The organism is Cupriavidus sp. 01L46 (assembly GCF_056399905.1).
In genome coordinates, this window is record NZ_JBFTSF010000703.1 from 1 (window position 1) to 532 (window position 532).

Annotated in this window: 1 pseudogene; it reads left to right on the plus strand. The window is 60.0% G+C overall.

The features are described 5' to 3' along the window. Positions 1-532, plus strand: a pseudogene (locus AC1DS3_RS39405) (IS630 family transposase); the annotation flags it as partial.

Genomic DNA, 532 nt, shown 5'->3' on the forward strand with positions numbered 1-532 from the left:
CGCTCAAACGGGTGCGTCTACTCATCGAGCAACGCTTCGGGGTGTGCTTCGGGGTGTCATACAACGAGGCCCATGTCTGGCGCATTCTGGATTCGCTCGGCTTCTCACCCCAACGCCCAGATCGACGCGMTATCGAACGCGACGAGGACGCCGTCCTGGCGTGGAAGCAAAAGACCTGGCCGGTGCTCAAAAAAAGTGTACGCGGGAGCAACGGCTGATCGTCTTCATTGACGAGTCTGGGCTCTCGGAACGACCCACGCGCGTGCGCACCTGGGCGCCGAAAGGTCAAACTCCGGTCATCCAGTTCCACTTCAACTGGAAACATGTCTCGGCCATCGCGGGTCWGAGTTATCACAACTGCCTGTTCCGCCTTTATGACGGCGCGATCAAGAGCGCACAGATCGTGGAGTTTCTCAAGGCACTGCGCGCGCACCTCAAGCGCCGCCTGATGATCATCTGGGACGGCGCCGCACAGCACAAGAGTCGCATCGTGCGCGACTACCTCGATAGCACTGGTGGAGCAGTGCAGATG